24 protein-coding genes and 2 pseudogenes are annotated in these 24139 nt (G+C 72.3%); 16 read left to right on the top strand and 10 right to left on the bottom strand.

The features are described from left to right. Positions 1–8: 8 nt before the first annotated feature. From AB0L37_RS04295 to AB0L37_RS04310, 4 genes are read left to right on the top strand one after another with little or no spacing between them, the layout of a single operon-like run. Complete coding sequence (locus tag AB0L37_RS04295) at positions 9–1544, top strand: anchored repeat ABC transporter, substrate-binding protein (protein ID WP_365499849.1); 1536 nt, start codon at positions 9–11, stop codon at positions 1542–1544. Beyond that, complete coding sequence (locus AB0L37_RS04300; protein ID WP_365499852.1) at positions 1544–3106, top strand: TIGR03773 family transporter-associated surface protein; 1563 nt, start codon at positions 1544–1546, stop codon at positions 3104–3106. The genes AB0L37_RS04295 and AB0L37_RS04300 overlap by 1 nt, the downstream gene beginning before the upstream one ends. After that, positions 3103–3849 (top strand): anchored repeat-type ABC transporter ATP-binding subunit, encoded by a 747-nt coding sequence (locus AB0L37_RS04305; RefSeq protein ID WP_365499855.1) that lies wholly within the window; start codon positions 3103–3105, stop codon positions 3847–3849. Before AB0L37_RS04300 ends, AB0L37_RS04305 begins: the two co-directional genes overlap by 4 nt. Further along, on the top strand, positions 3846–4706 hold the full coding sequence (locus AB0L37_RS04310) for an anchored repeat-type ABC transporter permease subunit (RefSeq protein ID WP_365499858.1): 861 nt from the start codon (positions 3846–3848) through the stop codon (positions 4704–4706). The genes AB0L37_RS04305 and AB0L37_RS04310 overlap by 4 nt, the downstream gene beginning before the upstream one ends. Here AB0L37_RS04310 and AB0L37_RS04315 read toward each other — a convergent pair. Then, positions 4693–5481, bottom strand: a complete 789-nt coding sequence (locus tag AB0L37_RS04315) for an alpha/beta hydrolase (RefSeq protein WP_365499861.1) — start codon at positions 5479–5481, stop codon at positions 4693–4695. The two genes, AB0L37_RS04310 and AB0L37_RS04315, sit on opposite strands and share 14 nt — an antisense overlap. Before the next feature lie 202 nt (positions 5482–5683). Between AB0L37_RS04315 and AB0L37_RS04320 the strand changes: the two genes are divergently transcribed. Beyond that, complete coding sequence (locus tag AB0L37_RS04320; RefSeq protein ID WP_365499864.1) at positions 5684–6514, top strand: AraC family transcriptional regulator; 831 nt, start codon at positions 5684–5686, stop codon at positions 6512–6514. A gap of 10 nt (positions 6515–6524) precedes the next feature. On the opposite strand, the gene AB0L37_RS04325 is transcribed toward AB0L37_RS04320, so the two are convergent. Genes AB0L37_RS04325 through AB0L37_RS04335 form a run of 3 tightly spaced genes read right to left on the bottom strand, consistent with a single transcriptional unit; the run spans position 6525 to position 8894 of the window. Beyond that, a complete protein-coding gene (locus tag AB0L37_RS04325; RefSeq protein ID WP_365499867.1) occupies positions 6525–7358 on the bottom strand; it encodes a tetratricopeptide repeat protein in 834 nt (277 codons plus the stop codon). 51 nt (positions 7359–7409) lie between these two features. Next, positions 7410–8345 carry a hypothetical protein gene (locus AB0L37_RS04330; RefSeq protein ID WP_365499870.1) on the bottom strand — a complete coding sequence of 312 codons (936 nt, stop codon included), beginning with the start codon at positions 8343–8345 and terminating at the stop codon, positions 7410–7412. A gap of 57 nt (positions 8346–8402) precedes the next feature. Next, positions 8403–8894, bottom strand: a complete 492-nt coding sequence (locus AB0L37_RS04335; RefSeq protein WP_365499873.1) for a quercetin 2,3-dioxygenase — start codon at positions 8892–8894, stop codon at positions 8403–8405. 66 nt (positions 8895–8960) lie between these two features. On the opposite strand from AB0L37_RS04335, the gene AB0L37_RS04340 reads away from it, so the two are divergent. Then, a complete protein-coding gene (locus AB0L37_RS04340; RefSeq protein WP_365499876.1) occupies positions 8961–9641 on the top strand; it encodes a TetR/AcrR family transcriptional regulator in 681 nt (226 codons plus the stop codon). A 17-nt stretch (positions 9642–9658) separates the two neighbouring features. Here the strand turns inward: AB0L37_RS04340 and AB0L37_RS04345 are convergent, their stop codons facing one another. After that, positions 9659–10351 carry an NAD(P)H-binding protein gene (locus tag AB0L37_RS04345; protein WP_365499879.1) on the bottom strand — a complete coding sequence of 231 codons (693 nt, stop codon included), beginning with the start codon at positions 10349–10351 and terminating at the stop codon, positions 9659–9661. A 90-nt stretch (positions 10352–10441) separates the two neighbouring features. Between AB0L37_RS04345 and AB0L37_RS04350 the strand changes: the two genes are divergently transcribed. The 3 genes and pseudogenes from AB0L37_RS04350 to AB0L37_RS04360 all read left to right on the top strand — a co-directional run bounded on the left by AB0L37_RS04350 (position 10442) and on the right by AB0L37_RS04360 (position 12442). Then, a complete protein-coding gene (locus tag AB0L37_RS04350; RefSeq protein WP_365499882.1) occupies positions 10442–11047 on the top strand; it encodes a TetR family transcriptional regulator in 606 nt (201 codons plus the stop codon). Positions 11048–11178: 131 nt separating this feature from the next. Beyond that, a complete protein-coding gene (locus AB0L37_RS04355; RefSeq protein ID WP_365499885.1) occupies positions 11179–11844 on the top strand; it encodes a hypothetical protein in 666 nt (221 codons plus the stop codon). A gap of 14 nt (positions 11845–11858) precedes the next feature. Further along, a pseudogene (locus tag AB0L37_RS04360) lies at positions 11859–12442 on the top strand (hypothetical protein). A 4-nt stretch (positions 12443–12446) separates the two neighbouring features. On the opposite strand, the pseudogene AB0L37_RS04365 reads toward AB0L37_RS04360, so the two are convergent. Further along, positions 12447–13307: pseudogene (locus AB0L37_RS04365) on the bottom strand (DMT family transporter); the annotation flags it as partial. Here AB0L37_RS04365 and AB0L37_RS04370 point away from each other — a divergent pair. Continuing rightward, on the top strand, positions 13306–13830 hold the full coding sequence (locus AB0L37_RS04370) for a MarR family winged helix-turn-helix transcriptional regulator (protein ID WP_365499888.1): 525 nt from the start codon (positions 13306–13308) through the stop codon (positions 13828–13830). The pseudogene AB0L37_RS04365 and the gene AB0L37_RS04370 sit on opposite strands and share 2 nt — an antisense overlap. 36 nt (positions 13831–13866) lie before the next feature. Here the strand turns inward: AB0L37_RS04370 and AB0L37_RS04375 are convergent, their stop codons facing one another. After that, on the bottom strand, positions 13867–14253 hold the full coding sequence (locus tag AB0L37_RS04375; RefSeq protein ID WP_365499891.1) for a hypothetical protein: 387 nt from the start codon (positions 14251–14253) through the stop codon (positions 13867–13869). A gap of 612 nt (positions 14254–14865) precedes the next feature. Between AB0L37_RS04375 and AB0L37_RS04380 the strand changes: the two genes are divergently transcribed. The 6 genes from AB0L37_RS04380 to AB0L37_RS04405 all read left to right on the top strand — a co-directional run bounded on the left by AB0L37_RS04380 (position 14866) and on the right by AB0L37_RS04405 (position 22874). Further along, a complete protein-coding gene (locus AB0L37_RS04380; RefSeq protein WP_365499894.1) occupies positions 14866–15009 on the top strand; it encodes a hypothetical protein in 144 nt (47 codons plus the stop codon). A 139-nt stretch (positions 15010–15148) separates the two neighbouring features. Next, positions 15149–15973: a SigB/SigF/SigG family RNA polymerase sigma factor gene (locus AB0L37_RS04385; RefSeq protein WP_365500569.1), complete on the top strand. Its 825-nt coding sequence runs from the start codon at positions 15149–15151 to the stop codon at positions 15971–15973. A gap of 86 nt (positions 15974–16059) precedes the next feature. Next, positions 16060–16299: a hypothetical protein gene (locus AB0L37_RS04390; protein WP_365499897.1), complete on the top strand. Its 240-nt coding sequence runs from the start codon at positions 16060–16062 to the stop codon at positions 16297–16299. A gap of 84 nt (positions 16300–16383) precedes the next feature. Continuing rightward, positions 16384–17442: a vWA domain-containing protein gene (locus AB0L37_RS04395; RefSeq protein ID WP_365499900.1), complete on the top strand. Its 1059-nt coding sequence runs from the start codon at positions 16384–16386 to the stop codon at positions 17440–17442. 250 nt (positions 17443–17692) lie between these two features. After that, positions 17693–20821 (top strand): discoidin domain-containing protein, encoded by a 3129-nt coding sequence (locus AB0L37_RS04400; RefSeq protein ID WP_365499903.1) that lies wholly within the window; start codon positions 17693–17695, stop codon positions 20819–20821. A gap of 94 nt (positions 20822–20915) precedes the next feature. Continuing rightward, positions 20916–22874, top strand: coding sequence for an acyl-CoA dehydrogenase (locus AB0L37_RS04405; RefSeq protein ID WP_365499906.1), 1959 nt, complete (start codon positions 20916–20918; stop codon positions 22872–22874). Positions 22875–22889: 15 nt separating this feature from the next. Here AB0L37_RS04405 and AB0L37_RS04410 read toward each other — a convergent pair whose 3' ends face one another. The 3 genes from AB0L37_RS04410 to AB0L37_RS04420 all read right to left on the bottom strand — a co-directional run bounded on the left by AB0L37_RS04410 (position 22890) and on the right by AB0L37_RS04420 (position 24086). After that, positions 22890–23117 carry a hypothetical protein gene (locus tag AB0L37_RS04410; RefSeq protein WP_365499909.1) on the bottom strand — a complete coding sequence of 76 codons (228 nt, stop codon included), beginning with the start codon at positions 23115–23117 and terminating at the stop codon, positions 22890–22892. 10 nt (positions 23118–23127) lie between these two features. Further along, entirely contained in the window at positions 23128–23442 is a 315-nt protein-coding gene (locus AB0L37_RS04415) for a WhiB family transcriptional regulator (protein WP_365499912.1), read from the bottom strand. An 83-nt stretch (positions 23443–23525) separates the two neighbouring features. After that, positions 23526–24086, bottom strand: coding sequence for a hypothetical protein (locus tag AB0L37_RS04420; protein WP_365499915.1), 561 nt, complete (start codon positions 24084–24086; stop codon positions 23526–23528). Positions 24087–24139 lie beyond the last annotated feature (53 nt).

Below are 24139 nucleotides of genomic sequence, written 5' to 3' on the forward strand. Positions count from 1 at the left end.
GGAGCCCCATGCGGGGCCACCCCAGACCCACCACCACCGCCGTCGGGCTCGCCGCCGCCTGCGCGCTGCTCGCCGGCGCCTGCACCGCTCCCGGATCGTCGCGCTCCGACGCCGAGTTGAGGGTGTCGACGACCACCGCGATCATCGCCGATCTGGTGCGACACGTCGGCGGCGACCGTGTCGACGTCACCTCGATCGTGCCGCACCACGGCGACCCCCACTCCTACGAGCCGAGCCCCGGCGACGCGGCGAAGGTCGCCGGGGCGGACGTCGTGTTCAGCAACGGGCTCCTGCTCGAAGAGCCCGGGATCACGAAGATGATCCACAACAACGCGCCGAAGTCCGCGCCGAAGATCGGTATCGCCGAGCGGCTCGAACAGTACGGCGGGACCGTGATGAAGCTGGAGGAGGACCTGGGCCTCGACGTCCTCTGGCTCGGCTGGGCGGTCGAGGGCGAGGTCCCGGGCGACGGCTCTCAAGTCCGTACGACGGCAACGAAGTTGGAGGGACCCGGCGAGCTGCGGGTGTACCTCACGGACACCCTCGGCACACCACAGGTGTACGTCGACTCGGCCGACGGCTTCAGCGCCAAGGACTCCTTCACCCTGCCGCCCGAGGCGCACACCCACGTCAACTGGGCGTTCAGTGAGCCGGGAACGTACAGGCTCACCGTCGAGGGCCGCACGGAGACCCTCGACGGGAAGCACGAGGAGTTCGGCAGCGGCACCTTCACGTTCACCGTCGGCGACGCGGCCGGCGCCCCCGCGGGCCGGGCCGTGCTCGACGACGGGCACGCCGACGTCGCGCTCGACGCCGAGACCGGGAAGGTGTACGTCCGCGCCGACGACAAAAAGAGCGGTGCGCGCACCCGCCACCCGGCCGGCGACGTCGTGCTCCACGTGCCCGGCCGGGCCAAGGATGCGGTGCCGAAGGGGCGGGCGTACCGGTTCCTCGGCGAGCCGGGGGACGACGTGTGGGTGCTCCCCCAGGCCGTCATCGGCAAGCACGTGCACGGCGACCTGGACCCGCACGCCTGGGAGGACGTCGCCAACGCGGAGGCGTACGTCCGGCGGATCGAGGCGGAGCTGATCACGGCCGACCCGGACGGTCGGGCGACGTACGAGAAGAACGCCGCGGCGTATCTCAGGACGCTCGGGGCGCTGGACGCGGAGGTCGCGGAGAAGCTCGCGACCATCCCGGCGCAGCACCGCAAGCTCATCACCACGCACGACGCCTTCGGCTATCTCGCCAAGGCGTACGGCCTGGAGGTCGCCGGGTTCGTGGTGCCGGTGCCCACGCAGGAGCCGAGCGCCGCCGAGGCCGAGGAGCTCGGCACCACCATCCGCGACAAGCGGGTCCCGTCCGTGTTCCTGGAGCCGAATCTCGCGGCCCGCGCGGACGTCCTGAAGCGGGTCGCCCAGGACCAGCAGGTCGGGATCTGCACGATCTACGGCGACTCGTTCGACGACAAGGTCCACGACTACGTGGCGATGATGCGGCACAACGCGGACGAACTCGCGCGGTGCCTGGGGAGGAACGCCTGATGACACGCCTGATGAGAGGCGCGCGAAGGGTACGGATCGGTGTCGCGGTGGCGCTCGCGGCGACGCTGTCGGGAAGTGGCGTCGCCTTCGCGGGCAGCGGCAGCGGCGTCGGTGACGGCGGCGAGCGGCCCGAGTTGGGGCGGATCGGCTACGCGGACGGTGCGCTGAGCCTCGATCCGGTGGCGGACGCCGCGGCTACGCACGTAATCGAGATCGGCGACGACCGACTGGCCGACGCCTCGGCTCCCGGCTGGGACACCACGGGTGTCGCCGCGGGCACGGTCGCCGGGGACCGCGTGCGGTGGTCCCTGAACGGGGTCGACGGGCCGGGCGAGGTGAAGGTCCACGACGACGCCGCGGAAACAGCGCTGTTCGACAGTGCCGACGCCGAGCCCGACGCCTACGAGGTCCCGGTGGGTGAACAGGCCGACACCCGTTGGGAGTTCAGCGCCGAGGGGGCGTACCAGGTCATCTTCTCCGCCGCGGCCACCGGACTCGACGGGCGGGAGCTGTCGGCCGACGCCGTCTATACGGTGCTGGTCGGGGACGAGGCCATCGAGTCGGCCGCGCAGGAGGCGGACGAGGCCGGCGGAGAGGGACCTGTGCCGCAGGAGACCGCGTCGGCCTCGCCCGTCCCCCCGGCGCGGAGCCTCGCGGCCCCCGCGGAGTCGCGGCGTACGGCCTCCCCGTCGGCCTCCAACTCCCCCGTCACCAAAGCGGCCTCCGATGTCGTCGCCGCCAAGAAGGTCCTCGACGAGGGGCATATCGACTTCGCGGCACGTGTCGTCGGCGGCCGTCTCCAGATCCACGTCAAGGACGGCACCGTTCCCGGCACGACGACCTGGCGCGAGCCCTCCTCCCTGGTGCTGCACGTCAGACCCGCGGCGAAGAAGTCCCTCCCGGCAGGCGGCCAGTTCGCGTTCCTCGGGAAGGCCGGAACCGAGGTGTGGCTGCTCGACCAGGTGCAGCAGGAAGGTCTGCTCTGGCCCGGCTGGTCGACGGACAACGTCAAGGCCGGGGCGACCAAGGGTGACGTGAGGTTCGCGCTCACGGGGGCCGAGGGTCCCGGGGCCGTCGCGCTGTACACCTACGACGCCATGTCGGGCGCGAACGTGCTGTTCAACAGCAAGGACGGGGGGCCGGACTCCTTCGACGTGCCGCAGAACACGCACGCACACGGCGGGTGGGCCTTCACCGAGGAGGGGACGTACCGGCTGACGCTCAGGATGAGCGGCAAGCTCGCCGACGGGACCGCCGTCAGCGACACGGAGACCGTCGCCTTCGTGGTGGGCGGCAGCGATCCGTCCGGCGTCAAGCCCGGCGCCGGGACCGGGAGCTCACCCTCCCCGGGATCGGGGAGCGGCTCGGTTGCGGATTCCGGAGCCGATGCGTCCGCCGGCGAAAAGGGCTCGGCCGACGGCGACGGATCCATGGCCTCCACGGGCGCCGGGAACGCCGCGCTGCTCGGCGGCGCCGCGGCCGCGCTCGCCGCTGCCGGCGCGGGCTTCGTCGTCGCCACGCGCCGGCGCCGCGACCGCGGCGCAGGAAAGAGTCCCGCGTGACCGCCGCCGCTCGGCCACCCCTGCTCGACCTCCGCGGTGTCGATGTGACGCTGGGCGGGCGTCTCGCCGTCGAACAGGCCGAACTGACCGTACGCAGAGGCGACTTGCTGGGACTGCTCGGGCCGAACGGCGCGGGCAAGACCACCCTGCTGCGCGCCGCGCTCGGCCTGGTCCCGCTCTCGGCCGGCCACGTACTGATCGACGGACTGCCTCCGGCCCGGGCCCGGCACCTCATCGGATACGTGCCGCAGCGTCACGAGTTCGCATGGGACTTCCCCATCGACATCGCGGGGGCCGTGCTCTCCGGGCGCACCCGCTCGCTGGGCCGCGTACGCCGCCCCAGGCCCGCGGACCGGGCGGCCGTCGACGAGGCGCTGGAGCTGGTCGGCCTCGGCGACCTGCGCCGCCGCCCGATCGGTGAACTCTCCGGCGGGCAGCGGCAACGCGTCCTGGTGGCCCGCGCCCTCGCCGTCCAGCCTCAACTCCTGCTCCTGGACGAGCCGTTCACCGGCGTGGACGTCCCCACGCAGGACCTCCTCAACGACCTGTTCAGACAGCTGGCCGACGACGACAAGGGCCTCCTCATGACCACCCATGACCTGGCGGCCGCCGCCCGCACCTGCACGCGGGTCGCGCTCCTGAACCGTACGGTCGTGGCTCGTGGCGGTCCGTCGCTTCTCGCCGACCCGGAGCAGATGCTGCGGGCGTTCGGCCTCGACACCGCGATCGGGGCGGCGGCGTGAGCGACCTGATCGGGTTCCTCACCGACCCCTGGCAACTCCCCTTCATGCAGCGGGCGTTCCTCGTGGCCGTCATCACCGGCCTGGTGTGCGGGGTCGTCGGCGTGTACGTCGTCCTGCGCGGGATGGCGTTCATCGGCGAGGCCGTCTCCCACTCGGCGTTCCCGGGGGTGGCGCTCGCCTACGCCTTCCAGGGCAACCTGCTGCTGGGCGGCGCCCTGGCCGGACTCACCACGTCCGTGCTGATCGCGCTGGTGTCACAGAACCGGCGACTGAAGGAGGACACCGTCATCGGAGTCTTCTTCTCCTGCGCGTTCGGCCTCGGCATCGTGCTGGTGTCGACGCAGGACAGCTGGTCGACGGACCTGTCCTCGTTCCTGTTCGGGCAGGTGCTCGCGGTCGGCACGGAGGACGTGTGGACGGCCGCGGGCGTCGAGGCGGTGCTCGTGGCCGTCGTATTGCTGCTGAGCAGGGACCTGGTGGCCGTCAGCCTGGACCGGGAGACCGCGCGGGCGGCCGGACTGCCGGTCATGCGGCTCGACCTGATCCTCTACACGGTGGTGACCGCCACGATCGTCATGTCCCTGGAGGCCGTCGGCAACGTCCTCGTCCTCTCCCTCCTCATCACCCCGGCCGCGGCGGCCCGGATGCTCACCGAACGCCTCTGGGCCATGACCTTGCTCGCGTCACTGATCGGCGGCGCCGGCGCGCTCGCCGGGCTGTACGTCTCGTACACGTACGACCTGGCGGCCGGCGGCTCCATCGTCTGCGTCCTGACCGCCCTCTTCACCCTGGTGTGGACCCTGGCACCCCGCCACGGGCTGCTGGCCCGGACACGCCGCCTCCCTACGCCGGCCTGACGCCGGCCCGGTCGGCCGTGAACGCCTCGACGGCCGCGGCCACGGCGGCGGGCGCCTCCAGCGGCAGGAGGTGACCGCTGCCGGGGACGACCTGAAGGCGGGCGTGCCGGACGTGGGGCAGCAGGTGCTCGCGCAGCACCGCCGCCGGCTCGACCCGGTCGTGCTCGCCGGCCAGCACGAGCACGGGTACCTCGATGGCCGTCACGTCCGCGGTGATGTCCTCGGCGATCCCGTGCAGCGGCCACTCCCGCCGCGCCGGGTCGTGTGCCGCGAGGCTGTCGGCGAGCACCGCCCGCCGGGCGGCTCCCCGCACCGCGGTGGAGGTGAGGACGTGGTCGAGGGCCTGCTCCACCGCCTCCGCACTGTCGTACGCGTGGGCCAGCGCCCGCTGGTGTGCGGCGGTCACCGTCGCGGGCGGACGCGGCGGCGCGGGCGCCACCAGGAGCAGACCGGAGAGCCCCGACGGGGCCTGCGCCGCCGCGAGTTGGGCCACCTTCCCGCCCATCGAGTGCCCGACCAGCACATAGTCGTCGAGCTCCAGGGCGGAGACGACGCGGAGCAGATCGTCGGCCAGGTGACGCAGTCCGTACGGTCCGGGCAGGTCCCGCGAGCCGCTCCAGCCCCGCTGGTCGTAGCGGACGCCACCACGATGTGAGGGCAGCCGCGCCACGACCCCGTCCCAGGTGCGTGCGGAGCCGCCCCAGTAGTGCACCAGGACCGGCGTCGCCCCACGGTCACCGGCCTGCCCGCGCACCGTGATCGCGCCACCGTCCACCTCAACCCGAGTACTTGTGTTTTCGGTCCCCATCATGTCCCCATCACGTTCTCGGCTCATCGCCCCCGCGATGGCCACCCTTGCGATCTCCTCGCTCACGCTACGATTCCGGGGAGAGTCCGGCACGGTCGAAAGCGGCGCACTTCTTGTGGAAAAGGGACAGCGGGCCCAGCGAATCGGGCAACCTTCCGAGATCAGGCAGGTGCGGTACGCGCCCGCCCCCGGCGCCCCGTTCGGCGTCGAGGTGCTGAGCTTCGCGCGCCTGCGAGAGATGGACCCTGAGGGTCTGCGCGGCCGCACCCAGCGTCCGGACTTCCATGTCCTCGCCCTGGTGCGTTCCGGCGTGGGCCGGCACACCGCCGACTTCGTCGAGCATCGGCTGCGCGAGCGCAGCGTGGTGTGGATCCGTCCCGGGGTGGTGCATCGGTGGACGGACATCGAGTGCGTCGACGGACCACTGATCCTGTTCCGGCAGGACGTCGTACCCACGGGCGCGGCCGCCGCGGCGGCGGCCGATCCCTTCGCCCCGTCGACCTGGCAACTGGACTTGCCTGCCTGGGAGTTGAGCGTGCGCGCGGCCCGGCACCTCGGGGACGAGCAGACGACCGCCGGGGCGGATCCCGCCCTCGCCTCGCCGCCCGTCCTCGCCCACCTGCTCGCCGCGCTCGTCCTGCGCGTCCGCCCGCCCCGACCCGCGCCGGGCCCGGCGGACGGCGGCGCGCAGGAGGTCTTTCTGCGCTACCGCTCCGCGGTGGAAGCGGAGTTCGCCCGGCGGCACCGCGTCACGGACTACGCCCGCGCACTCGGCCACAGCCCTCGTACCCTCACCCGCGCCACCCGGGCCGCCACCGGCATCGGCGCCAAGCAGTTCCTGGACCAGCGCATCCTGCTGGAGGCCAAGCGCCTGCTCGCGCACACCGACCTGCCCGTCGCCCGGTGCGCCGAGCGCCTCGGCTTCGACGACGCGGCCAACTTCACCACGTTCTTCCAGCGCCAGGAGGGCACGTCACCGAGCCGCTGGCGCGCCGGCTGAGCCCTCCCCTTCAGGCGGTGTCCGGCCCGTCGATGCGGTCGAGCAGGGTGCGGGCTTCGACGGTGCGCCGGTGGTCCGGGCCGAAGGAGGCCAGGCAGGCGTCGTGTGCGGCGGCGGCTCGGAGCCGGGCCTCGGGCGTGCGGCCCAGGCCCGACAGGGCGGTGGCGAGGGCCAGTTCGACGGCGCCCGCGTCCGGGTGGCGCAGTCTGTCCGGCAGGGCTCGGTACACCTCGCCGGCGCCGTGCGCCTCGGCGAGGGCTTCCTCGTGACGGGCCTGGCCGCTGAGGCTGCGCGCCAGGCCGAGCCGCAGGACGAGGCCGGCCCGGTCGTGTGCGCGATGGGCGGCCAGGGCCTCGCGGACGACCGTCTCCGCTTCCTGGTGGCGGCCCTGCGCGTTGAGCGCGAAGACCAGTCCGTTGCGGGCGGCCGCGACCAGCAGGGGGATGTCCGGGCCGGTTTCGTGCTGTGCTGCCGCCACGACGGCCGCGCACTCCGCCTCGCATTCGGCGTGCCGGCCGAGCGAGGTCAACTGCTGGGCACGGTCCGAGCGCAGCTTCAGGGTCACCCAGTGGCCGACCCCGAATACCCGGCCGAAGACCGGTAGCGCGGTGTCGAAGATCGCGAGCGCCTCGGTGTGACGGCCCTGGGCTCCCGCCGCGACGGCGGCGATGTTCAGCGCCACGGCCGCGTACTGGTCGTCGCGCGGCCGGGACCTGGCCACCGCGAGCGCCGCGGCCTCCGCCTCGGCGTACCGCCCGGCCTCGTAGAGCGCCTTGGCCTGGTCCACCGGGGTCCCCGTCGTGCTGTCGGCGTCGGTGCGTCTGCGCGACCGGAAGAATTTCATGCCCGGGAGCATACGTATGCCGCGCGCACCGCCTGTCGAAGGGGGGCGACCTCAGCCCTCGGCCGCGCGCAGGTCCCCGTACAGCCGTGAGTACGCACCGCACACCAGCGGCATGACGAGAGGAGGGAGCAGCAGCAGGGCCACGGCCGTGGGGAGGATCAGCACCAGGACGCCGGTGATCCACACGTTGTCGCCGCTGAGCCACAACATGGCGAGGCCGAGCGGGTGGCACAGGGGCGCGGCGGCGTACCGGCCGAGCCAGAAGACGAGCACGGTGGCCGCCGTCGCGAGCACGCCCAGGCCGAGCGTGCGGCCGCGCGCGCGGCGGGTCAGCCGCCAGGAGCGGTACAGCGCCACGAACGGCGAACGGTGCTCCACGACGGTCTCCGCCGTCGCCAGCGCCAGGCGCGCGTGCAGGACCGGGGCGAGACACCACACGGTGATCGGCAGCACCCAGCCCACCACCGTGTACGGCAGGGTCGCGGTGCCGTGCAGCGGGGTGGGTTCGACGCCGGGCAGTCGGCCCCGGTCGGCGAGGTCGAACACGACCAGACCGGCGAGCACTTGGGCGCCCACGGCCAGGCCGGTCAGCGCGTTGACCGCGACGGCGGCGGGCAGGCGCCGACGGCTGCGGCGCCACAGGTCGCGTACGGTCTGCGGCGCGCCGTCGCGTCGTGTGTGCGCGTCGCCGACGGCGTACGCGGCATGCAGCACGGAGACGACGAGGAGGGCGAGCACGAGGAGCAGCGCCGCCACGACGACGCCGACCCTCACCAGCTCCTCCAAGCCTCCGTCGGCGTAGGCCACGTAGGAGTCCTCGTTGGCGATGTTGGTGTCCGCGTAGTCACGGACACGCTCGAAGGCGCCCCAGGCCGCGGCGAATCCACCGGCGAGGATCACGCCGCCGACCACGGCGGTCAGGGCGGAGACGACGAGGGTGAAGCGGTAGGGGGCGCCGCCCCGAACTCCGTACAACTGTGCTGTCACGGTGGCCAAGACGCGTCGTGGGACGGACGGGGTTCCGCGAGGCCCGGTGGTGCGGGGTCAGTCGAGGGCGCCCGGGGGCGGGCCCAGGATCTCGATGTGGTGGGTCGCGGCGGCGTGGCCGAGGACCGCGGGGTCGACGGGTGCCGGGTCGGGCAGCCGGTGTTCGAGCGCGGGAGCACCGACGGCCGCGGCGAAGTCCTCGAATCCGGAGGGCGTCGTGATCTGGAGACAGCGCAGGGGTTCCTCGGAGCCGACGAGGAAGGTGTGCGGCAGGCCGACCGGAAAGAGGACGAAGTCGCCCGGACCGGCGGTGAGTTGTTCGCCGTCGCACTGGAAGCGGGCCGTGCCCGACAGGACGTAGAACATCTCGTCCTCTTCGAGGTGCCGGTGCAGCGGCGGGGCGAAGCCGGGGGGATTCAGGAACTCCGCCACGGTGAGCCGGCCGCGGGTCTGCGCGCCGGTGGCCTTGAAGGTGACGAGGTTGCCGACGAACCAGAGGTCCTGACCCTCGGCGCTCTCCAGGACGTAAGGACGGTTGAGCGGTGGCATGACCGCCTCCCGGGGGGAGGTTTGGAGAGACAGCGTCTATCGAATATCACGCTACTATTGCGGCTCATGGGCGTCAAGAGCGGTTCGGGCGGCGAGGAGCGGCGCCGGTACGACTCGCCGCTGCGCAGCGAGCAGTCCCGGCAGACCAGGCGGGCGATCGTCTCGGCGGCGAGCCGGCTCTTCGTCTCCCGCGGGTATGCGAGTGCCTCGCTCGCCGACATCGCCAGGGAAGCGTCGGTGGCGCGCCCGACCGTCTTCGCCGCCTTCGGGTCCAAGGCCGCGCTGCTTCGCCAGGTGGTGGACCAGGCGCTGGCGGGTGACGACGAGGCGGTGCCGGTCGCCGAGCGTCCCTGGTTCCGGCCGGTGTGGGACGCACGGACTCCACGTGCGGTCCTGGAGGCGTACGCGGGGGTCTGCTGCCTCATCGGCTCGCGTGCCGCCGCGATCTTCGAGGTGGTGCGGCGGGCGGCGGACGAGGGGCCCGAGCCGGCCGAACTGTGGGAGACGATGCGGCGCAATCGCCGGGCCGGTGCCGAGATGGTCGTCCGGCACGCCGAGACGCTCGGCCCCCGGCCGCCGGACCTCGATCACGAACGCGCCGTGGACGTCGTGTGGCTGTTCAACGACCCCGCCCACTATGAGGCGTTGGTCCACGGCTGCGGCTGGAGCGAGCGCGCGTACACCTCCTGGATCGGTGAACAGATGGTGCTCGGCACCGGCCTCGGCACCGGGCGCCCCGCCGACTGAGGGCGGCGCCCCGCGGGTCACTTCTTCTTCACGCCCTCGTTCCAGATCAGCTTGGCGATGTTGGGTTTCACGGCCGTCGTGATGACGCCCATCGCCGTGCGCACGTACCGGCGTTCCTCGGCTTCGCGCAGCATGCTCGCGGCGAGGTCCGCGCGGGCGGTGAAGACGCCGTCGGCGCTGGACTCGGCGGTGCGGTAGTCGGTGACGGCCGGGTGCTCGAAGAGTCCCGACGGCCTTACGAGGGTCCAGTCGAGGTCCGTCTCCCGGATCACCGTCTCCATGCGGCGCATGTCCTCGTGGAGGGTGCGGCCGAGGCGCCGGTTCACCAGCGGGTCGAGTACGTGGTTGAAGAAGTGCGCGCCGGTCGGCCGCCAGTGCGGGTCGGCGACGCTGGAGCTGACGACGAGCAGGCGCTTGACGCCGTGGCGGGTCATGGCGCCGGTGAGAGCCGTGGCACTCGCCGAGTACGTGGTGATCGTGTCCTTGCTGAAGCGTGCGCCCAGGGCCGAGAGCACGGCGTCGGTGCCGTCGACCGCGGCATCGACGGCGTCGGGGTCGGTGGCGTCGGCGACGGCCACGGTGAGGCCGGGGCGTGCGGGCAGGGAGCCGGGGCGGCGGGTCACGGCGACGACCTCGTGCCCGGCGGCGAGGGCCTGGTCGGTGAGGTGGCGGCCGGTGGGTCCGTTGGCACCGAAGACGGCGATACGCATGAGGGGGCATCCCTTCGTGTGGGTCACGCCGGAGGTGCGGCGCGGAACGCCCTTGACTGTGCCGACCCCCGCTGCGCAGGCTCAACGCTGATGAATAACGCCACCGTTGCCGCCGTACGCCCCCGAGGCCGTCCCCGGGGCGCGCCGCCCACGCGCGAGTCGATCGTCTCCGCGGCCCGCTCCCTGTTCCTGGAACGCGGCTACCGGAGCACCACCGTGCGCGCGGTGGCCGGGGCGGCCGGGGTCGATCCGGCGCTGATCGCGTATCACTTCGGCTCGAAGAAGGGCCTGTTCGCTGACGTGATGCAGGTCCAGTGCGCTCAGGCACTGACGCTGGACGGGGTGCTCGACGGCGATCCGGGCACGCTGCCCGACCGCCTGATCGACGCGGTGACGGACCTGTGGGAGGACGCGGACTTCCGTCGGCTCACCGCGCGGGGCGACGAGGCGGCCGAGGTCGTCCGCGAGTACCTGGAACGGGAGTTGCTGCTCCGGCTTGTTGAATTTCTCGGCGGGCGGGACGCGACCGCCCGGGCCACGGCCGCGGTGACGGTCCTCGGCGGCCTCATCTACACGCGGTACCTCAATCCCCTGCCCACACCGTCCTCCCTGACCCCGTCCGAGGCGCGCGCCGCCCTCGTCCCGGCGCTCCGCGCGGCCCTGGCCCCACGCGTCCGGCCGCGATCGGGCCGCTGAGGGTGTCGGCAGGACCACCCCTCCTCCGGTGTCCAGGCCCAGGGACGGGGCGCGCCGGGAGCGGCAGCATTCATGTCGTCGGCAACGGGCCGACGAGCAGGCCACTCCCCCGCGATCCCGGAAGGACTCTCATGAGCGACATCCTGGCCAGGCGGCTGACCGGCGTCGCCGGCATCGTCACCGCCGGCTCCCTCATCATCGAAGTCCCCCTCTACTTCATCTACTCGGGGCCGCCGCCGGACGCGAACGTCCTGTCCCGGCTGCTCATCGGCATCGTCGGGCTCGCGTTCCTGGTCGTGTTCGTGGCGGCCTTCCGCGAGCTGGTCAAGCGGGCCGACCCCGCCTACGAGTGGGCCGGCACGCTGGCGTTCGCCACGGGTCTCGTCTACGCGACGATCACGCTGGTCTCCATGGGCCTCGAAGCCGGCGCGGTCATCGAAGCGGACCGGCCGATCGACCCGACCATCGCGGTCAGCGGCACGTACATCCTCTACGGGACGATCAGCCGCCTCATGCTCGCGCTGTTCCTGACCGCGGTGGGCTTCGCGATCTCGCGCACCGCGCTGCTGCCCCGCTGGACCAGCCGCTCCGCGTACGTCCTCGCGGGGATCAACCTGGCCTTCGTACCATCGCTGTTCTTCGGCAACGACCCGGCGAACTTCTATGCCGCGAACGGCTGGGGCACCACGGCGCTGATGGGTGCGATCCTCAGCTACTGGATCCTCGCGCTGGGCATCTCCACGTACCGCAGCGCCACGCGACGTGCGTCCACCGAGGCGCCGGCGCTCCAGCATTGACGTCGGCTGCGCACGTGCCCGAGGAAGGGGCCCCGGTGAACAAGGGCGTGTATGAGCGGGCGTCGTACCGGTTGCGGACGGAGCTGGTGAAGCTCCAGCAGTGGGTACGCACGGAGGGCACGATCAAGCGAGTCGCCGAGCACCTCCGCAGTCGGTGCAAGCTGGCGGGCGTGGAGCATTCAGGGCACCCCGGCCGAGCACCGGCGGTTCCTTCATCAGTGCCCGAACTTCGAGCGGCTCCTGGTCGAGGACGGCGTACTTCTGCGCACGTACCGGTTCTCCGTGAGCGACGCCGTGCAGGAGCAGCGGCTCCGGCGTCGCCGCGAAGACCCCACCCGGCGCAGGAAGTTGTCCGCGCCCGGTGGCGCCGTGGGACGTGGCCGAGAGCGAGGACAAGCGGCGGGCGCGGCTCAAGATGATCACCCGTCTCCTGTCGACGGTCCCCTGCCGGTGCATCCCGCCGCCCGCGCTCGATCTTCCGGGGAGGCCCGCGGCGTGGGGGTACCAGCGTCCGCCACGGGGTCCCCAGACGTACGTCCCCGGTCACGCGGCCCGTCTGCACCCGCCGCGGGGCGGGGACCGGGGCGGCCGAGAATGATGCCGGCCAGGACCAGGGCCATGCCGATTCCCTGGCGCGCGGTGAGGGCCTCGCCGCCGAGCGCGGTGCCGAGCAAGACGCCGGTGAGCGGGTTGAGCAGGCCGATGAGGCCGACGGTCGCGGCGGGCAGTCGCCGCAGGCCGGTGAACCAGGCGACGAAGGCCAGCGCCGTGGCGATCACGGACGTGTAGCCGAGCGCCGCGACGCCCGGCGCGGTGAGGGGCGGGGGCGCCCCCTCGAACACGGCGGCGGCCACGACCAGCAGCAGGCCCCCGTACATCAACTGCCAGGCGGTGGTGGGCAGGACACCGGGGCCGGTGCCCCAGCGCTTGGACAGCGCGTAGCCGACGGAGGACGACGCGAGCGCCCCCGTCGAGGCGAGCAGCCCCGACAGGCTGGGCGCCCCGGCCTGTCCGGCGAGCATCAGGGCCACGCCCACCAGGCCGACCGCGGCGCCGGCCAGGGGGGCGGCGCGGGGCCGTTCGGACAGCAGGGCCCAGGCGCTGAGCATCAGGGCCGGGGGCGAGAGCGCCATGAGCGTCGCGGCGGTCCCGGTGGTCAGCAGGTGGGAGGCCAGGTAGACGAGCAGGAAGAACGCGCTGGTGTTGAGCAGCCCGAGGACGGCGGACTTCCACCACCAGGCGCCGCGCGGGAGCCGGCGGGTCAGGGCGAGGAGCAGGCATCCGGCGGGCAGGGCGCGCAGCGCGGCGCCCCACCAGGGGCTGTCGGCGGGCAGGTACTGGTGGGTGACGAAGTAGTTGGCTCCCCAGGCCACCGGGGCGAGCGCCGCGACGGCGCCCCACCGGTAGGTATTTTCCGCACTCCACCGGTAAGTATTTTCCATGGAAGGTAATATAGCTTCCATGGAAGACAAGCCGTCCCCCGCGGAGCTGGATCACGTCGCCCGCATCCAGGCCGCGTGGCGGCGTGAGCGCCCCGACCTGGATGTCGGTCCGCAGGCCGTCATCGGCCGCCTGCACCGGATCGCCACGCTGCTCACTCAGGAGCTGTGCGCCGTCTACGCCCGGTACGGCCTCAGCGAGGGCGAGTTCGACGTGCTGGCGGCGCTGCGCCGGGCGGGCGAGCCCTTCGAGCGCGCTCCGGGCGAACTGGCCGCCCACACCATGGTCACCACGGGCGCCATCACCAAGCGCATCGACCGACTGGAACGCGCGGGCCTGGTCACGCGCCGCCGCTCCGGCGGGGACGGGCGCGGCCGGGTCGTCGCCCTCACCGCCGCCGGCCGTGACCTCTTCGACCGCGCGTTCACCGACCACATCCGCAACGAGCACCGCCTGCTCGACGCCCTGCCGCCGTCCGACGCCGAGACCCTCACGTCCCTGCTGACCGCATGGCTGGCCCGGCTCGAACCGCCCACCGCCCCCTAGGTACGAGGACGCCACGCGCGCGGCCCCGGGATGCGTTCAGGCGACGCGCAGCCGCAGCGTGTCGATGGCGTCCCAGCCGCGAGTCGCCAGCCGCTCGGCGAGGTCGAGCCCGGCCCCGGCCACCAGGCACAGGTACTGCGGCGGCTCCAGGCCGCGGGCGAGAGCCACCAGCGTCTCGAGGGCGCCGTTGGCGAGGAAGTCGACGCGGGTGAGGTCCACCGTGATCTCGTCCGCGGTCCGCGCGTACTCCGTCACGGCCAGCGCCAGGGGGGCTTTGTGAGCGCCGAGGACCTCGCCGAACAGGCGCACCCCGTCGTCGTGGTGAAGAGTGGTGATCAGGAGTTGATCGTCGATGAAGTAGCCGCGCATCAGGGATTCCCGCCATGCCGCGCACCGCTCGCGCACCCCTGACGGGGTGATCACGGTCCGGATCGGAGAAGCCGCATCCACACGGGCCGTGGCGGTGCTCAAGAATGCGGGCCCATGGTCCCGCGTGAAGCAGCCGCTGGCGCAGGGTCCCACCTCGGACCCGAGAGATCGCCGAAAGACACTCGCCGCGCTGACGGCGAGAGATGTTCCACGGTCTGCTTCCCACCGTACTCCTGCGCCGTCACGCCGGGCAGAGGGCGACCCGCACCGATTCGGGCCCCTCCCCTCTCCCGCGCCCCAACAGGCCCTCGGGACCGAGAGGTTGACGAGGGCCGTCCGGACCCGCGACGGGGCCGGTCGGCCCCTGCCCGCGGCGGCGTGTGCGTCGCAGACTTCAGGCAGCGGGGAGGCCGAGCCGATGCGCTACGGGAGTCGGGCGCCGCGTGGGCAGTCAGGCGGCGGGTCCGACGCCGTCACACACGGCGGTGGCCACGTGTCCGACCCGGCCACAGCTCCCTCACGGCCGGGGCGGATGCGTTCCCCCCTCGGTTCAGCCGGTGACACCGCGTCAGCCCCGCGTCCCGGGCCATCGCTCGGCGCGTACGGACGTCCTTCACGGGTAACCGTCGCCCACGGACATTCCGAGCGCCCACCCTTGGAGGTGCCATGCCGGGGATCGTGAACCGGATCAAGCAGTACAGCCGCAGCCCGCAGGGACGGCGGACGATCGCGTCAGCGCGGCGCGCGGCCGCGGACCCCCGCAAGCGGGCGCAGGCCCGCGCCTGGCTCGGCCGGCTGCGCCGTCGCTGAGCCGCCGCTGAAGATCTTCACCCAACTCTCCCGAGTAGGCGCGCGGTTCCGGGGTAAGCGGAGCCTCGCACCCGCATAAGCACGCCAACAGACAGGGAAGGTCGGGCGAATGACCGCGCTGACGGAAACCGGACCCCTCATGCACACCACGGCCGAGGAACTCCTCGAGGCCGGATGCGCGCAAGAGGTCGCACCCCGTGACGCCCGCACTCTGTCACGTCGCTTCTTCGAGCGCCTGGCCAACCTGGAAGAGGGCACGCACGAGTACCAGTACGTGCGCAACACGCTCATCGAGATGAACCTCTCCCTCGTCCGGTACGCGGCGGGCCGGTTCCGTCATCGCGGCGTCGAGGAGATGGAGGACATCGTCCAGGTCGGCACGATCGGCCTGATCAAGGCGATCGACCGGTTCGAGCTCGTGCGCGAGGTCGAGTTCGCCACGTTCGCCGTGCCGTACATCACCGGCGAGATCAAGCGGTTCTTCCGTGACACGTCCTGGGCCGTGCACGTGCCGCGCCGGCTCCAGGAGGCCCGGGTCGAACTGGCCAAGGCCAACGAGGAACTCGCGACCCGGCTCGGGCGAACGCCGAGCACCGCCGAACTGGCCGAGCTGATGCAGCTGCCCGAGACGGAGGTCGTCGAGGCCCAGAAGGCGTCCAACGGCTACCACGCGGCCTCGATCGACGCGACGATCGGCGCCGGGAACGACGAGAGCGACACCCTCCTCGCCGACTTCATCGGCGAGGAGGACGAGCGCATGGAGCTGGTGGAGGACTTCCACGCGCTCGCGCCGCTGCTGGCCGGTCTCGACGAACGCGAGCGGGACATCATCCGGCTCCGGTTCGCCGAGGAGCTCACCCAGGCGGAGATCGGCGAACAGCTCGGCATCTCGCAGATGCACGTGTCCCGGCTGCTCAGCCGGCTCCTGACGCGCCTGCGCAACGGCCTTCTCGCCACGGACTGACCACGGGCCGGCCGAAGCGGCCCGACCACGACGGAGCGAGTCCTCGATGCCCGGCGCAAGCCGGGCATCGCCGTTACCGTGGACGTATGTTCAGCTCACGCAAAGTACACAAGGACGACGTGTGGGACGGCGTCGTCGTCGACAAGACGCGCAGGGCGACGGACGGCTCGAACCTCTATCACTACGTCGAGCTCCGGCTGGCCGACGGTGCGCGCAAGAAGATCCGCGTCGAGAAGGAGCTCTGGGAGACCCTCGACGCGGGTGACCGCCTCGTGAAGGAAGCGGGTTCCCCCGCTCCTGTCAAAGCGGGGCCCTCCGGCGGGTAAGTCGTCCCGCTCCCAAGGGCGTTGTCAGTGCCTCCCCATAGAGTGAATACATCACTCGGGGAACTCCGGAGGGGGAGCACAGACATGCCCGCAAAGAAGATCCAGCACAAGGTGAATCACGTCGCGCTCGTGGTGGACTGTTCGGGTTCCATGCGACCGCACGAGAGTCAACTCATTCGTGTGGTCGACGAGTTCGTGGCGGGCCTGAAGGCGGAATCCGACAGCCTCGGTCACGAGACGAGGATCAGCCTTTATTCCTTCGACCACCGGGTGGAGAACCTGGTGTGGGACATGGACGTGAAGCACCTCCCGTCCATGCGCGGCCTGTATCAGGTGAACAACGGCGCCACGGCACTCATCGAGGCTTCCCTCAAGTCGCTCGACGATCTCGGCCACATATGGGAGGAGTACGGCGAGCACAGCTTCCTCCAGATCGTGGTCACCGACGGCGAGGAGAACGCGTCGGGCGGAGACCGCCGGCACGACGGCGACATGACCATCCTGGGTCCGTGGCTCGACCGGATCACGGCCACGATGCGCGGCCTCCCCGGGCACTGGACCTCGGCGATCCTCGTGCCGAACTCCCTGGCCAAGCGCACCGCGCAGAACTACGGCTTCCCCGCGGGGAACATCGCGATCTGGGACGCCGACTCGCAGAAGGGTGTCGAGGAGGCGATCGGCACCGTGCGCGCCGCCGCCACCAGCTTCCTGCGGGGACGGGAGCAGGGGGTGCGCGGCACGAAGAACCTCTTCGCCGTGGGCCAGGACATATCCGTCGACGAGGTACGGGCGAATCTCGAACCGATTCCTGCGGACAAATACCGGCTCCTGAAGGTGGACAAGGAGATGGAGATCCGGCCGTTCGTCGACTCGCATCCGGGAGTCAGCTATGAACGGGGCTCCTGCTATTACCAGTTGGGCGCCCGGGCACAAGTTCAGCTGAACAAAGAAGTCATCGTCGTCGAGAAGGACACCGATCGCGCCTATACGGGAGATGCGGCGCGCAGCCTTCTGTTCGGCACCGGAATTCAGGGCACCGTCTCCGTGAAAGCGGGCAACAATCCCAAGCTGGAGGTGTATGTGCAGAGCCGCTCGGTGAACAGGAAACTCAAGCCGAATACGCGAATTCTCATCATGCTCTGACACGGCGGCGCCGAGCACCGCGAGGCGCTGATGGAGGCGGGGTCCGGGGAGACGTTCCATGGGCCCCGCCGCGACGGGGGAGACACGGCGGGGCGCACCGGTCGAGTGCCCCGGCGGCGGCCCGCCAATCCCCCGCGCGGCCACCGATGTCGCGGCAACTCCCGTCCCACCCGTTGACGTCCACCCCACCTGACCCAAGAATGAGGCCATTCCTCGTTGACAACGTTGTCCATGCAGAGAGGCCCGACCCGTGCCGCACGCTCTCCCCCCGGTCGACCGCCGGAGGTTCCTCCAACTGATCGGCGTCACCGGCGCCTTGACGGCCCTTCCCACCACGCTCGGATCCGCTGCGGCACGGGCGGCCGACGGCGACGGCACTCCCCCGGACGCCGTCGCGGCGACGTACCACCGGGTCCTGCTCGACCACACGCACTGGTCGGAGACGCAGTGGGACGAGGCCCAGGGGGCGTACACCGGGAAGGACTTCGGGTTCGCCGTGGTCCTCGGGCATGCCGTCCTGCTCACCCACGGCACGTACGACGAGGGCCTGGCCGGGATCGACCGCGACACGCTCAAGCGGCGCACGCTCGCCACCATCCGCCGCTTCGCCGCCACCAACCGGCTCACCGGCGGCAGCGAGTGGGGCCGCAAGCTGTTCTTCGACACGACGTTCCAGTCGTACTTCCTGCTCGCCGCGCGGCTGCTGTGGGACGACCTCGACGCCACGACGCGCGCCCACATCGACACCATCACGCGCGAACAGGCCGCCTACACCCAGGGGCTGGGCTCCGGCGACGACCCCGCCTCGGGCGACTGGACGCCGAACGGGCTGGCCGGCGGGCATGTCGGGGACACCAAGCTGGAGGAGATGGGCCTGTACGCCCAGACCCTCGCGCCCGCCCTGGCCTGGGCGCCGGACGACTCCCGGCACGCCGCCTGGGCGTCCGCGTACGGGACCTGGTCGCGCAACGAGGCCGGCCTGCCGCCGGCGGATCTCGCAAACCCTGCGCGCGTGGACGGCGTCCCCGTCTCCGCCAACACGGCCCGGAACCTGTACGACACGTTCATCGTGGAGAACCACGGCTCGTTCGGCCCGCACTACCAGGAAGAGCTGTGGCGCACCTCCGGGCGCAACGCGGCCCACTTCCTCGCGGCCGGCCGTCCGCTGCCCGAGGTCCTGACGGAGCAGCCCAACGCGCGGCCGCTGTGGCGCACCCTGCTCGGCGTCATGAGCGACGCCGGTGAGCCGCTGATGCCGATGGTCAACGACCGCGAGCACCTCTACGGCAGGGACGTGATCCCGCTCGCCTTCCTCGCCCAGGTGGCGGGCGACCGGGCGGCGGCGCGCGCGGAGCGGGAGCTCGCCGACCGCCTCGAGGCGTACCAGAAGTACCCGCCGGAGCACCGGATGGCGAAGTTCTCGGGCGAGCCGAAGTACGAGCCGGAGGCGCGCGCCGAGATCGCGATCAGCTATCTGCTGCACGTGTGGGCGGCCGCGGCCGGACGGCGGGTGGAGCCGCTGACGCGGGCCGAGCTGTTCGCCGAGGCGGCGGGCGTGACGGACTTCGGGACGGGTCCCGGTCTGGTCTCCCACCAGACGCCGGCGGCGTGGGCGGGCGCGGTCAGCAAGCCGGGCTTCGTGAAGTTCGCCTGGCAGCCGGCCCACGACGACTGGCTGTTCCGGCTGAGCGGCGCGACACCGATGTTCCTGCCCACGACGGCGGGCCAGGTCGTCGGACGGTCGGTGCGGCGGTACGAGTCCGTGCGCCACGGCTACGACGCGAGCGCGACCGTGCTGCGCCTGGAGCAGGGGTACGCGGGTTTCGCGACGCTGCCGACCGGCGCCGTCGTCTACGCGAGCACGGGCACGGCCGCCGGTGAGGGCCATGTGGAGATCCACAATCTGACGATGCCGGGCATGGCGGGCCTCGACGGCGCGCGCACCTACCGGTTCGCGGAGGGCGAGGCCACCGTGCGCGCCAAGGACTCCTCCCCCGCCGCGGGACCGGGCCGCGTCGACGACCTCACCTTCCCCGCGACCACGGTGCGGCACGTCCGCATGCTGGGGGTGCGCCCCGATCCGTCGTACGGGTACTCGCTGTACGCCCTCGAGGTACGCGACGGCGCGGACGGCGCCGACCTCGCCCGTGGCGCGGCGGCGACGGCATCGTCGTACGACTCCGGGAAGGCGCCGGGGCTCGCGGTCGACGGGGACGCGGCGAGCCGCTGGGCGGTGTCCAAGGCCGACCGGCCCCGCGTCGACAGCTGGTTGGCGGTGGATCTCGGCTCCGCGCGCGAGATCGACCGGGTGACGCTGCGCTGGGAGGCGGCCGCCGGCCGCGCCTACCGGGTGCAGGGTTCGGCGGACGGCACGGACTGGGCCGATCTCGCCGCGTGGCCGACGCCGGCGGTGCGCAGCCGTGGCGGCTGGCTGGACGTCGACGGCCGGGCCGGGTTCGTGGTGCGCGGTACGGAGCTGCCGCTCACCGTGTCCGACGACACGATCGTCCTGGCCGACGGGCCGGCGGCGCCGCTCGTGGTCGAGGGCCTGCCCGCCGCGTCGGTGTCCGCGCTGCGCACCCACGCGGATGCGCCCGCTCCGGTGCCGGACCACGACGCCGTGCGGGCGGCGTTCACCGACGACCACCTGAGCCTGTTCAACCTGTCGGACGGTGCGGTGTCCGCGCGCGTCGAGCTGCGGCAGCGGGGCCCGCGCACGCTGTTCTTCGAGGGTGTGCAGACGGTGACGCGGGACGGGATCGCGTACGAGGCCGAACTGCCCGCCGCGGAGGGCGCCGTGCTCGCGCCGCGCGTCACGCTCTCGCCGGTCGCGGGCGGCGCGCTGCCCGCGGGGCTGCGGGTGCACGTCGTCGACGGGGCGACCGTGCGCCTGTCCGGAGCGTCCTGCCGGGTCCGCGTCGAGGCGCGGGGACGCGGGACGGTGGCCGTGGTGCGGCCGGGCCGCGAGACGACAGCCACGCTGCGCGGCGCCGCCGCCTATCCCTTCGACGATCTGGCGCTCGGCAGGACGGTGTTCCCCACCGGCCCCCTGCCGGAGGGCATGTCCGATCCGGCGGCCGCCGTGGACGGCGACGCGGACACGGCGTGGACCCCGGGTCCGGACGGGCGCCTCGTCGTGGACCTGGGCGCCGTGGTGCCGGTGCGCCGGGTGGAGGCCGCGTGGACGGCGGCGGGCGCGCCGCAGGGTGCGGTGGAGTTCAGCGAGGACGGTCTCACGTACCGCTCCGTGGGCAGGACCGACGGCCGAGGGCGTGTGCGCACGCTCGCCGCCGAGGGCTCGGCTCGCTATGTGTCGTTCGCGGTCGGGGGCACGCCCCGGGCGGGCGTCCGGCTCGTCCGGCTCTCGGTACGCGCCTGACGTCCGCCGCCGGGTGCCCGCCGCCCTTGGGCCGGTGGCGGGCACCCGGCCCGGACCCTGCTTGGCCGCTTCGGGGACGGGGTAGCTGGCCACCATGGTCAACGACACCTCCACACCCCGGGGCGGCCGCGAGCGGCCCGCCGTCGACGTCGACGCACTGCGGACCGTTCTCGACGGTGAGTACGCGGCGATCCGCGATCTCGTGCGCACGAACCTGGTGGCGCACGCCTCCGTTCTCGAGGAGGCCGAAGAGCTCGGCATCGACACGTTCCGCGAGCGGGTGCGCGAGCTCGTCGTCGAGCTGGCGGCGACCGGCCAGACCGGGATGGGCTTCCCCGAGGAGTACGGCGGCGGGGGCGACATCGGCGCGTCCATCGCCGCGTTCGAGACGCTCGCGTTCGGTGATCTGTCGGTCCTGGTGAAGGTCGGCGTGCAGTTCGGTCTTTTCGGCGGGGCCATCCTTCAGCTCGGCACCGAGCGCCATCACGCGGCCTACCTGCCGGACCTGATCACCGGGCGGCTGATGGGCTGCTTCGCGATGACCGAGACGGGACACGGCTCCAACGTGCAGGCGCTCGGCACAGTGGCGACGTACGACACCGCCACGCAGGAGTTCGTCCTCACGACGCACGGCGACGCGGCCCGCAAGGACTACATCGGCAATGCCGCCCGCCACGCCGAACTGGCCGTTGTCTTCGCCCAGTTGGAGGTCGGCGGCCGCTCCGAGGGGGTGCACGCCTTCGTCGTGCCGATCCGGGTGGACGGCGCGCCTGCGCCCGGCGTCCGTATCGCGGACGACGGCCGCAAGATGGGGCTCAACGGCGTGGACAACGGCCGCCTCTGGTTCGACGGCGTGCGGGTGCCGCGCGAGGCGCTGCTCAACCGGTTCGCCGACGTCACGCCGGACGGGACGTACGAGAGTCCGATCGAGAACCCCGGCCGCCGCTTCTTCACCATGCTCGGCACGCTGGTCCAGGGGCGGGTGAGCGTCGGCGGCGGCGCGATCAACGCATCCAAGGTGGCCCTCGCCATCGCCGTCAAGTACGCCCTGCGGCGGCGCCAGTTCGAGACGGCCACCGACGGCGAGGAGCAGCTGCTCCTCGACTACGGCATGCACCAGCGCCGGCTGCTTCCGCTGCTCGCGCGGACCTACGCGCTGCACTTCGCGCAGGACGTCGTCCGCACGGATCTGCACAAGGTGCTCTCCGGCATCGAGGACGACGAACAGACGCGCCGCGAGCTGGAGTCGCGGGCCGCAGGGACGAAGGCGCTCGGCACCTGGCACGCCACGCGCGTGATCCAGGAGTGCCGTGAGGCGTGCGGCGGCGCCGGGTATCTCGCCGAGAACCGGTTCGCCGCGCTCAAGGCCGACAGCGACATCTTCACGACATTCGAGGGCGACAACCACGTCCTGCTCCAGCTCGTCGCCAAGGGCCTACTCACCGGCTACGCCAGCGACTTCGAGGACCTCGACCAGCTCGGCACGGCCCGCTTCGTCACGTCCCTGGCCGTCGAGACCGTCATCGAGAGGACGTCGGCGCACAAGCTCCTGGAGCGCGTACGGGACCTGCTGCCGGGCGGCGACGAGTGGGACCGGGAGGCGGGGCTGCTCGACTCCGAGTACCACCTGGCCATGCTGCGTTTTCGTGAGGAGCACCTGGTGGCGGGGGTGGCCCGGCGCCTCAAGCGCGGGGTCGAGCGCGGCGGCAGCCCCGGCGCCGTCTTCTCGCGGGTGCAGGACCATGTGATCGCGGTGGCCCGCGCGCACGTCGAGCGGCTGGTGCTCGAGGCGTTCGTCGAGAAGCTGCGCGCAGTGCCCGATGGCGACAACAAGGTGGCGCTTGAGCTGCTGTGCGACCTGTTCGCCCTGTCGTCGATCGAGGCCGACCGGGCCTGGTTCATGGAGCATGGCCGGCTGACCGTCCAGCGCTCGAAGGCGATCACCCGAGAGGTGAACGAGCTCTGCCGCCGCGTCCGGCCGATCGCCGGCGACCTGGTCGACGCGTGGGGCATCCCCACGGAGATGCTGCGCTCCCCGGACCTCGTGGGGTGAACGGCGCGGGCCGGCTCAGAGGATGTGGATGCGCTCCAGCTCGCCGTCGGGGGTAAGGATCATCAGTTCGTGCCCCTTGGCGCGCTCGCGCTCGACGAAGCCGAGCAGCAGGACGGCCCGGTGGATCACGTCGGCCTTGCCGGCGCGTCCCGTCTCGGCCAGTTCGTTCACGGCGACGACGGCCGGCGGGGCGAGCGTCACGGAGAAGCGTTCGCCGGGCCGGTGTTCCGGATGCGCTGCCATGACGGGCGCTTCAGGAAGCCCGGGCTTCCTGCCGCTCCGTGCGGGACTGCTCGTGGTCGGCGCGCGCCGTCTCCAGGAGGGCGCGCCAGGAGGTGACGGTGGGCCGGCGGCGCAGCAGCGCCCGCCGCTCGCGCTCCGTCATGCCGCCCCAGACGCCGTGCTCGATGCGCTCGTCCAGGGCGTGGGCCAGGCACTCGGTCCTGACCACGCACGCCGCGCAGATCCGCTTCGCGCCGGACTGCGCGGCCCCCTCGACGAACAGCTCCTCCGGGTCCGCCGTGCGGCACGCCGCCTTCTCCCACCACGAGCCCTGCTTGTCGGCCATGACCCAACCCCCGTTGCTCTCTTACGGTTTGACGCTGCGGTTGGCGGGCGACTGTACGGCACTGTCCCGCGATGAGCAGCCCATCACCACTGGTTGAACAGCGAGTGACCGTCGGAAGGTTCCCGGGCGTCGCGCGGAACGGAGCGCAGGGCGTCGTCCATGGCGTGCAGGCGCCGGTTCGTGAGGTTGCTGACGTGGACCATCCAGCCGAGGAACACGACGGTGAGGACGGAGAAGCCGATGGTCTGGCGCGGGCCCGCGGTGAAGGCGGTCAACACGGTGATGGTCACGAACAGGACCGCCAGGAAGACGAGCGCGGCCACCCGGTGATGCGTGCGCCGCAGGCGCTGGTCCACCAGGTCGCGCATGGCCCGCCGCTCCTCGGGGTCGGTGGGTACGTCACCGCTGCGCAGCCTGCGGTCGAGCGAGACCAGGCCGTTCGTGCTGCCGGCGGCCCGCTTCTCTTTGCGGCGTACCGCCAGCGTGACGCCGATTCCGCCGAGGGAGATGACCGCGGTGCGGGCCAGGATGGCGGCGAAGGAGCGCCCGGGGTAGAGGAATTGGATCAGCACCGCGGCGGCGAGCACCGACAGGGCGGTCTGCGCCCACAGATGTTTGGCCAGGAAGATCTTCACGCGCTCCATGTCCGCCCTCCCCGGGCACCCGTGGTCCGTCGCGGCCGATCGCGACGGACACC

The sequence above is a fragment of the Streptomyces sp. NPDC052225 genome (assembly GCF_040679615.1).
Lineage (GTDB): Bacteria > Actinomycetota > Actinomycetes > Streptomycetales > Streptomycetaceae > Streptomyces.